The organism is Trueperaceae bacterium (genome assembly GCA_036381035.1).
Classification (GTDB): Bacteria; Deinococcota; Deinococci; order Deinococcales; family Trueperaceae; genus DASRWD01.
Genome location: DASVDQ010000164.1, coordinates 21,451 through 28,736 on the forward strand (window position 1 = coordinate 21,451; position 7,286 = coordinate 28,736).

5 protein-coding genes are annotated in these 7,286 nt (G+C 70.5%); all 5 read right to left on the reverse strand.

What is annotated here, in order from left to right; all coding sequences use genetic code 11:
* Positions 1 to 20 precede the first annotated feature (20 nt).
* Positions 21 to 1,580 carry an ABC transporter substrate-binding protein gene (locus VF202_15820; GenBank protein HEX7041585.1) on the reverse strand — a complete coding sequence of 520 codons (1,560 nt, stop codon included), beginning with the start codon at positions 1,578 to 1,580 and terminating at the stop codon, positions 21 to 23.
* Between the two features lie 93 nt (positions 1,581 to 1,673).
* On the reverse strand, positions 1,674 to 2,546 hold the full coding sequence (locus VF202_15825) for an isocitrate lyase/PEP mutase family protein (GenBank protein HEX7041586.1): 873 nt from the start codon (positions 2,544 to 2,546) through the stop codon (positions 1,674 to 1,676).
* Positions 2,524 to 4,191 (reverse strand): hydantoinase B/oxoprolinase family protein, encoded by a 1,668-nt coding sequence (locus VF202_15830; GenBank protein ID HEX7041587.1) that lies wholly within the window; start codon positions 4,189 to 4,191, stop codon positions 2,524 to 2,526. Before VF202_15830 ends, VF202_15825 begins: the two co-directional genes overlap by 23 nt.
* Positions 4,188 to 6,272, reverse strand: a complete 2,085-nt coding sequence (locus tag VF202_15835) for a hydantoinase/oxoprolinase family protein (GenBank protein HEX7041588.1) — start codon at positions 6,270 to 6,272, stop codon at positions 4,188 to 4,190. Before VF202_15835 ends, VF202_15830 begins: the two co-directional genes overlap by 4 nt.
* A complete protein-coding gene (locus tag VF202_15840) occupies positions 6,269 to 6,931 on the reverse strand; it encodes a GntR family transcriptional regulator (protein HEX7041589.1) in 663 nt (220 codons plus the stop codon). Before VF202_15840 ends, VF202_15835 begins: the two co-directional genes overlap by 4 nt.
* Positions 6,932 to 7,286: the final 355 nt, after the last annotated feature.

Here is a 7,286-nt window from a genome sequence, read left to right on the forward strand (position 1 = left end):
CGCGCGACGTCTATCACCTTCTACTCGCGGTGGAGCTCATAGAAGCGGAACGGGAACCACTGCTCGGCCGGGCGGAACACGAAGCCCTGGATGTCCTTCCTGATGGGCATCGTGAAGATGGACTTCTCGACGAACAGGTCGGGATGGTCGGCGATGATCAGCTCGTTCGCCTGGCGGTAGAGCTCCAGCTTGTGAGCCGTGTCCGGGGTCTGGATGGCCTCGTCGATCAAGGCGTCCACCTCCGGGTTGCTGTAGAGGAGGTAGTTGCGCCCGAAACCCTCCTGCGCGTCGGAGTAGTAGAGGAAGTACAGGAACGAGTAGGCGTCCGGGATGCGCGGAACGGCCCTGAGGAGGAAGCCGTGGATCGCGTCAGGGCTGTCGCCGTCAGAGTCTACGGACTGCACGCGTTCGAAGAAGGTGGCCGGAGACACGGCGATCATGTTGACGGTGATGCCTATCTGGCCGAGGTGAGCCTGGAGCAGCTCGCCGAAGACGCGCTTGTACTCGTAAGGGTTGTCCCAGAGGTAGTTGAAGGTGAAGCCGTCGGCGTAGCCGGCCTCGGCGAGGAGCTCGCGGGCGCGCTCGAGGTCCTGCTCCACGCCCACCGAGGGCGTGTAACCGGCGCCGAGCAGCTCGACGGGCGTGGGGCCGTCCGCGGGCAGCGTGTTCTGCACCGCGGCCTGCCAGTCGGCCGGGTTCCACGCCAAGGCGATGGCCTCGCGCACGCGCGGGTCGGCGGTGGGGCCGTACTTGTTGTTGAGGCGCAGGTAGAGCTGCTGCAGCGTCGGGGCCTCGATGACAGTGAGGTCGGGGTTGGCCTCGAAGGCGGGGAGGTCGTCGACGGAGAAGTTCAGGGTGGCGTCCAGGTCACCGGACTCCAGGAGGAGCCTCGCGGTGCCAGGGTCGAGCTGCGAGAGCACCGTCACCTCGTCGAAGTGATCCCCCTCCCAGCCGCCCCAGTAGTCCTCGTTGCGCGTGAAGACGAGGCGTTGGCCCTTGTCCCACCGCGCGAGCTGGTAGGGGCCGGTGCCCGCGGTGTGCTCGCTGAGCCACGCCGTGGCGTCGTCCCCCTCGACCTCGTGCTCCGACACGGCGGTCGGCGAGACTATGTAGACGAGCGGCAGGGCTTGGAGGAACGGGAAGGGCTTGGCGAGCGTGATGCGGAGCTGCGTCGGCGACAGGACCTCTACCGCGTCCACCGGCTCCACGACCCAGGCGCTGCCGCGCTGCAGGTCTTTGAGCCGCTGGATGGAGGCCGCCACGGCGTCAGCGTCCAGCGGCGTCCCGTCGGCGAAGGTCACCCCTTCTCGGAGGGTGAACTCGAAGACGAGCCCGTCGTCGGAGACCTCCCACGACTCGGCGAGCACGCTCTCCACCGTCACGCCGTCTGGCGCCACGGTCACGAGCGGCTCGTACGCGTTGCCGAGGAGGTAGAAGTCCACGGACGTGGCGACGTGCGGGTCGATGCTGACTGGGTCCTGGGTCGTGTCGACCACCAGGGCGTTGCCCTGGGCAAGGGCGGCCGAGAGCGCGAGCGCTCCCGCGATCAGCGCTGTGGTAAGGATCAGCCCTCTTCTCACTCTGAGCGACCTCCATCCGATCGCGATCCCCCTTCCCCCTGGCGAACGTCCGTCATCACACTTCGGCACTCGGGCGACGCTCCCTTCCTGCCCTCATAGGGGCTCGAGGTCTTCTAGTGCGAACAGGTCGACGAGGCCGAGCGCGTTCTCCACCGACGCGCGTTCGGCCGCGAAGGCCCTCTCGGCCTGTGGGGTCGTGTCCGGCCGAGCCCTCAGGTCGCGGTAGTAATCACGCAGCGCACTGGCCGCGGTGAGGAGGCTGCCCTCCGAGTGCACGAGCATCCTGTAGCCGAGCGCCTTCAGCTCGCTGGCAGGCAGGTTGGGCCGCGTGCTCCGCCCCTCGGGCGCGACGTACACCATCCGGCCCGGCGCTGCCTCGGCGAACCGGGCCGCCTCTTCGGCGTCCGCCGGGAAGGCCAGGATGAGGTCCGCCTCGAGCTCGACGTACATGCGGATCCGCCTGAGCGTCTCCTCGAGGCTCCCGTTCACGGCGCGCCTCGCGTCGGTGCGGGCGATCACCACGAAGTCGGCGCTGTCGCGCGCTTCCAGCGCGAACCTGAGCTTGTGCCGCATCTCGTCACGCGGCACGACGTGGACCTCGCCCCTGTGGTAGCCGACGCGCTTCGGGACGACCTGGTCCTCTATGTGCACGCCCGCCACGCCGGCGCGCTCGAAATCGCGGATCGTCCTCACCGTGTGGGGGAGGCCGCCGAACCCGGCGCCAGCGTCGGCGATGGTCGGTATGCGAACGGCGTTGGCGATGCGCCCCGCGGCCTCGACCATCTCCGAGGCCGTGAGGAGGGGCTCGCCGCAACCGAGATGGGCGCCCACGACGTACCCGCCGATGTAGCAGAGCGGGAAGCCCGCCCTCTCGGCCAGCAACGCGCTCAGGGGGTCGAACGCCGTGGGGGCGGTGAGGAACTCGCCCTCCGCCAGTAGCTGCCTAAGTCGAGCTGCGCTTGTCATCGTCCTCTTCCTGTCGCGACGTGGTGTCTGAGGGCCGTGTCACGTACCCGCGGCGGAGGTCGCGCTCGTTCGCCGCCGGCGACCGCAGCGACGGGTCGCCGTAGCCGCCGCCCCCGGGCGTCTCGACCCTGACCACGTCCCCGGGTCGCAGTCGCCGCGTGTCCATCAGCCCCACCTGCTCGCCGTTCACGAAGGCGCGGCACGCGGCCCCGGGTCCGCCTCCCACCAGTCCGGACGGCGGGTTGTCGGCGCGGTTGCCGATGAGCGAGACCTCCGCCGGCACCGAGCCGAGGAGCTGGATCTCGATGACCTGGCCGAGGCCTCCCCTGTGCTGGCCGGCGCCCCCGGAGTCGGGCCTCAGCCTCTTGCTCAGCACGCGGACCGGGTTCGTCTGCTCGATCACCTCTACCGGCGTGAACGAGGTGTTCGTGGGGAACGCCGTGACGCTGTGCCCGTCCCTCACCGGGGTGGCGCCCATGCCGCCCATCAGGAAGAACACCGTGCTGAAGCGCTCTCCGTTCTCCCTGACGCCGCGCATCGAGAGCACGGGTCGAGGCGCGCCGCTCTCGGCCAGTACCCGCTCCGGCACGACCTTGGCCAAGGCACCGAGAACGGCGAGCGCGACGAAGTGGCCTGTCATGTTCCGCCCTCCCACGGCGGCGGGGGGCGCGGGGTTCAACACCGAGCCCTCCTCGGCGATCACGCTGACCGGCGCGAACGTGCCGTCGTTGTTGGGCAGCTGGGGTGCGAGGGCGCACTTGAGGGCGTAGAGCGAGTACGCGCGCGTGTAGGCCAGCACGGAGTTGACCCCGTAGGGCACCTGGTGGGCGCTGCCTGAGAAGTCGAGTACCAGGTCCGTCCCGCGCTTCTCCACCCTCACCCGGATCGGCAGCGGCTCCCCTTGGCCGTCCATCACCAGCTCGTGCTCGACCGCGCCCTCGAGCGGGAGGGCTTCGATGGCTTCGCGCATGGCGGCCTCGCTGCGCTCGTTGAGGGCCGTGGCGACGGTGACGAGGTCGCAGTCCGGGGCGTCCTCCAGCGTGTGGCGCACGCGTCGGTCGAGGACTCGGCAGCCCGCTACGAGCGCTTCGATGTCTCCCAGCACCTCGGTCGGGACGCGGACGTTGGCCGCTATCACGTCCGTGACGATGGAAAGCGGCTCGTCTGCCCGGTATGCCCAGACCGGTGGGATCACCAAGCCCTCCTGGTGCAGCTCCCGGGCCGAGGCCGAGAGGCCCATGCCCCCGATGTCTGAGACGTGGCCTACGGCGCCCGCGAACCCGACGACCTCGCCCGCGTGGAAGACCGGGCGGGCGATGCAGACGTCGGGGAGGTGGCCCGTGCCGAGCCACGGGTCGTTCGTCATGGCCACGTCGCCAGGGCCCCAGTCCTCCACCGGGAACCTCTCGAGGAGGTGTCGCATGGTCAGCGGGAGCGTGCCCAGGAACGAGGGGATGCTCTCGGAGGACTGCGCCAGCGGCCGCCCCGACCTGTCGAAGAGCGAGTAGGAGAAGTCGCGTGACTCGCGGATCACGTTCGAGAACGCGGAGCGCCTGAGGGCCGTCCCCGCCTCGTCGGTCGCTGCGGCGAGCCTCTCCCACAGCACCTTGAGCCGGCTGGGGCTCAGCGTCGTCGCGGTGCTCACGACTCACCTCCCGCGAACGCCAGCTCGAGCCAGTCGGGCCGCCGTTCCACGGTCCAGCGCGGCGGCACCAGGACCGTGGTGCTGGGATCGGTCAAGACCAGGGGACCTGGCACGGCCTCCCCGACAGGGAACGAGAGCCACGGCGCGACGGGGGTGCGGCGCCAGCGGCCGCCGTACCAGATGCGTCCCTCGTCGTGGGCCCCGTCCATCGCCGCCTGCGCGCTCGTGTGGAGCGGTAGTGGGGCGGACTCGGAGCGTACGGTCAGGGCCAGCAGCTCCACGGGCCAGCCCGGCAGGTCCCGCCCGAAGCGAGCCCTGTAGGCGTCGGCGAAGAGCCGCTCGACCCTCGAGGTCAGGTCCTCGGCGGCCACCAGGTCCGCCGGGACCTCCACGGTGAGCTCGTAGCCCTGGCCCCTGTATCTGAGATCCAAGAAGTAGCGCAGGCGATAGTCGTCGCCGAACGAGGCGTCCCCGGCGCCGGCTGCCTCGCGCTCCAGCTCGGCGAAGGTGGCGCGGACGAACGCGGAGCTGCCTGCCTCCAGGGAGGTGACGACCGAGCGGCTGCGCTCCACAACGTAGGGGGCAGCCAGCAGGCCGATCGCCGACCCGACGCCGGCCCCGCTCGGGACGACGATCCGCCTGATGCCGAGCTTCTCCGCCAGGGCGCAAGCGTGCGCCGGAGCGGCGCCGCCCGTGACGATCAGCGCGAACCCGTTGGGCTCGTGGCCGAACTCGACCAAGTGACGGCGGACCGCCAGCGCCATCTTCTCGTTGACGAGGTCGTACGCCGCGTGGGCGACCTCGACGGCGGAGAGGCCGAACCTCGTGGCCAAGGGCGCGAACGCCCTCTCCGCCGCGTCCGCGTCCAAGGCCAAGCGGCCGCCGAGCTTCACCTGGGGCGGCAGATGGCCCAGGAGCAGGTTCGCGTCGGTGATGGTCGGCTCACTGCCGCCGGCGCCGTAGCAGGCTGGCCCGGGGTCGGCTCCGGCGCTGCGGGGCCCGACCTCCAACAGCCCCGTCGCGTCGGTGCCCACGATGCTGCCGCCGCCGGCGCCGATCTCGAGCAGCTGGACCGATTGGATCGCGAGCGGGAGGCCGCTTCCCGCCATGAACCGGCTCTCGTGCGCCACCTCGAGGTCCCTGCCTATGTGGGGGACGCCGTCCGCGATCATGCAGATCTTCGCGGTCGTCCCGCCCATGTCGAAGCTGACGGCGCGCTCTATGCCCAGGGAAGCGGCGAGGCTAGCGCCTATCGTCACGCCAGCGGCGGGGCCCGACTCGCAGAGCCTTATCGGCACCCGCATGCCGGAGTCGAGGTCGGTCAGGCCGCCGTGCGACAGCATCAGGTACGGGTCGGCGGACAGCCCGGCGTCGGCGAGGCGGCCGCGGAGGCCGCGCAGGTAGCTGCCGGCCAGAGGCTGCACGTAGGCGTTGGCCGCCGTCGTCGAGAAGCGCGGGTACTCGCGTATGAACGGCGCCACCTGCGAGGAGACGGACAGGGGCAGGTGGGGGAAGCACCTCTCCACGGCGGCGGCCAGCGCCAGCTCGTGCGCCGGGTTGACGTGGGAGTGAAGGAAGCAGACGGCGAGCGCCTCGACCTGCTCCTCCTCCACCAGGCGGGTCACCTCCCTCAAGGCCTCGTCGAGGTCGAGGGGGGTCACCACCGAGCCGTCGGCGCCGATCCGCTCCGGCACCTCGGCCCTCAGCTCCCGGGGGACCAGCGGCTCGGGCAGTCTCAAGTGCAGGTCGTAGAGGTCGTACCTGGTCTCGAAGGCGATCTCCAGGACGTCGCGGAACCCCGCGGTCGTCACCAGGCCCACCCTGGCTCCCCGCCTCTCGATGATGGCGTTGGTGACGAGCGTCGTGGCATGGACCACGTGCTCGACCCGCGCGGACGGGATGTCGCCGTCGGCGAGCGCGTCCCTCACGCCGCTCACGAACCCGACGAGCGGGTCGCCCGGCGTGGTCAGCACCTTGGCGGCGCCGACGAGCCCCGCGTCCCCCGCCACCACCACGTCGGTGAAGGTCCCGCCAATGTCGACGGCGACCCGGTAGCGGCCGCCGGGCCCTGTCGCGCCTATGGCAGCATCTCCTTCTCGTGGCGGGCGATGTCGAGGGCCTGCTGGAAGTGGACGTGGATGGCGTCCGCGACGGCGTCCTCATCGCGCTGCAGGCAGGCCTCGTAGATCCGCGTGTGCTCCGACAAGAGGGACTTGGCCCTGCCGGGCAGCTGCACGACGAACGCGCGGTACCTCGCGCTGTGGTTGCGCAGCGTGTCGATGGACTTGAGGAGCCGAGGTCTGCCGCACGGCCTGTAGATCGTGGAGTGGAACTCGCGGGTCAGGACGAGGGTCTGTCCCGGTTGCGAGGCCGCGACGTCGAGGACCCGTTCCATCTGGTCCAGCAGCCCGCGCAGGCGGTCGAGATCGGCGTCGCGCAGGTTCGGCGTGGCCAGCCGCCCCGCCAGCGACTCCAGGGCCTGGCGCATGAGGTAGATCTCCTCGAAGTCGTCCCAGGACAGGGGCAGCACCTCGACGCCGACGTTCCGGCGCACGGAGACGAACCCCTCCTGCTCGAGAAGCCTCACCGCCTCCCTGACGGGCATCCTGCTCACGTTCAGGCGCGCTGCGATCTGCTCGTGGCTCAGCAGCTCTCCGGGCTTCCAGACGCCGGAGATGATGGAGTCCCGCAGGGAGTCCAGCACCATCTCGAACATCGGGGTGTACTGAATCTGCTTCATTCGGGCCTCGCCCTCGGATGAAGGATGTGGGATGTTGAATCCTAGTGTCAGAACCGTATCACCCTCGCCCGGCGTTGGCAACGGTGGGCTCCGGGGTAGGCAGCAGGGGCTCGGGCCCTCTGCGAGCGCCGGGCAGGGGCTACCGGTGCGTCAGTCCGGGCGTGCCGTGGGCCAACCGCCACGCGCGGGCGGCCCCTAACCCCTCAGGTACCGTCCCCTCGCCGGCCCCACGACCTCGCCGCGGTCGTAGACGAGCTCGCCGCGGAGGAACGTCTTCACGACCCTCCCGGTGAGCTCCTGACCCTCGAACGGCGTGTAGCCCTGGCCGGACGGCGACTCGGCGGCGCGCACGACG

Bases quoted from the DNA above. Each gene is read 5' to 3' on its own strand.
- VF202_15840 (HEX7041589.1), bottom strand. From the start codon at position 6,931: ATGAAGCAGATTCAGTACACCCCGATGTTCGAGATGGTGCTGGACTCC.
- VF202_15825 (HEX7041586.1), bottom strand. From the start codon at position 2,546: ATGACAAGCGCAGCTCGACTTAGGCAGCTACTGGCGGAGGGCGAGTTC.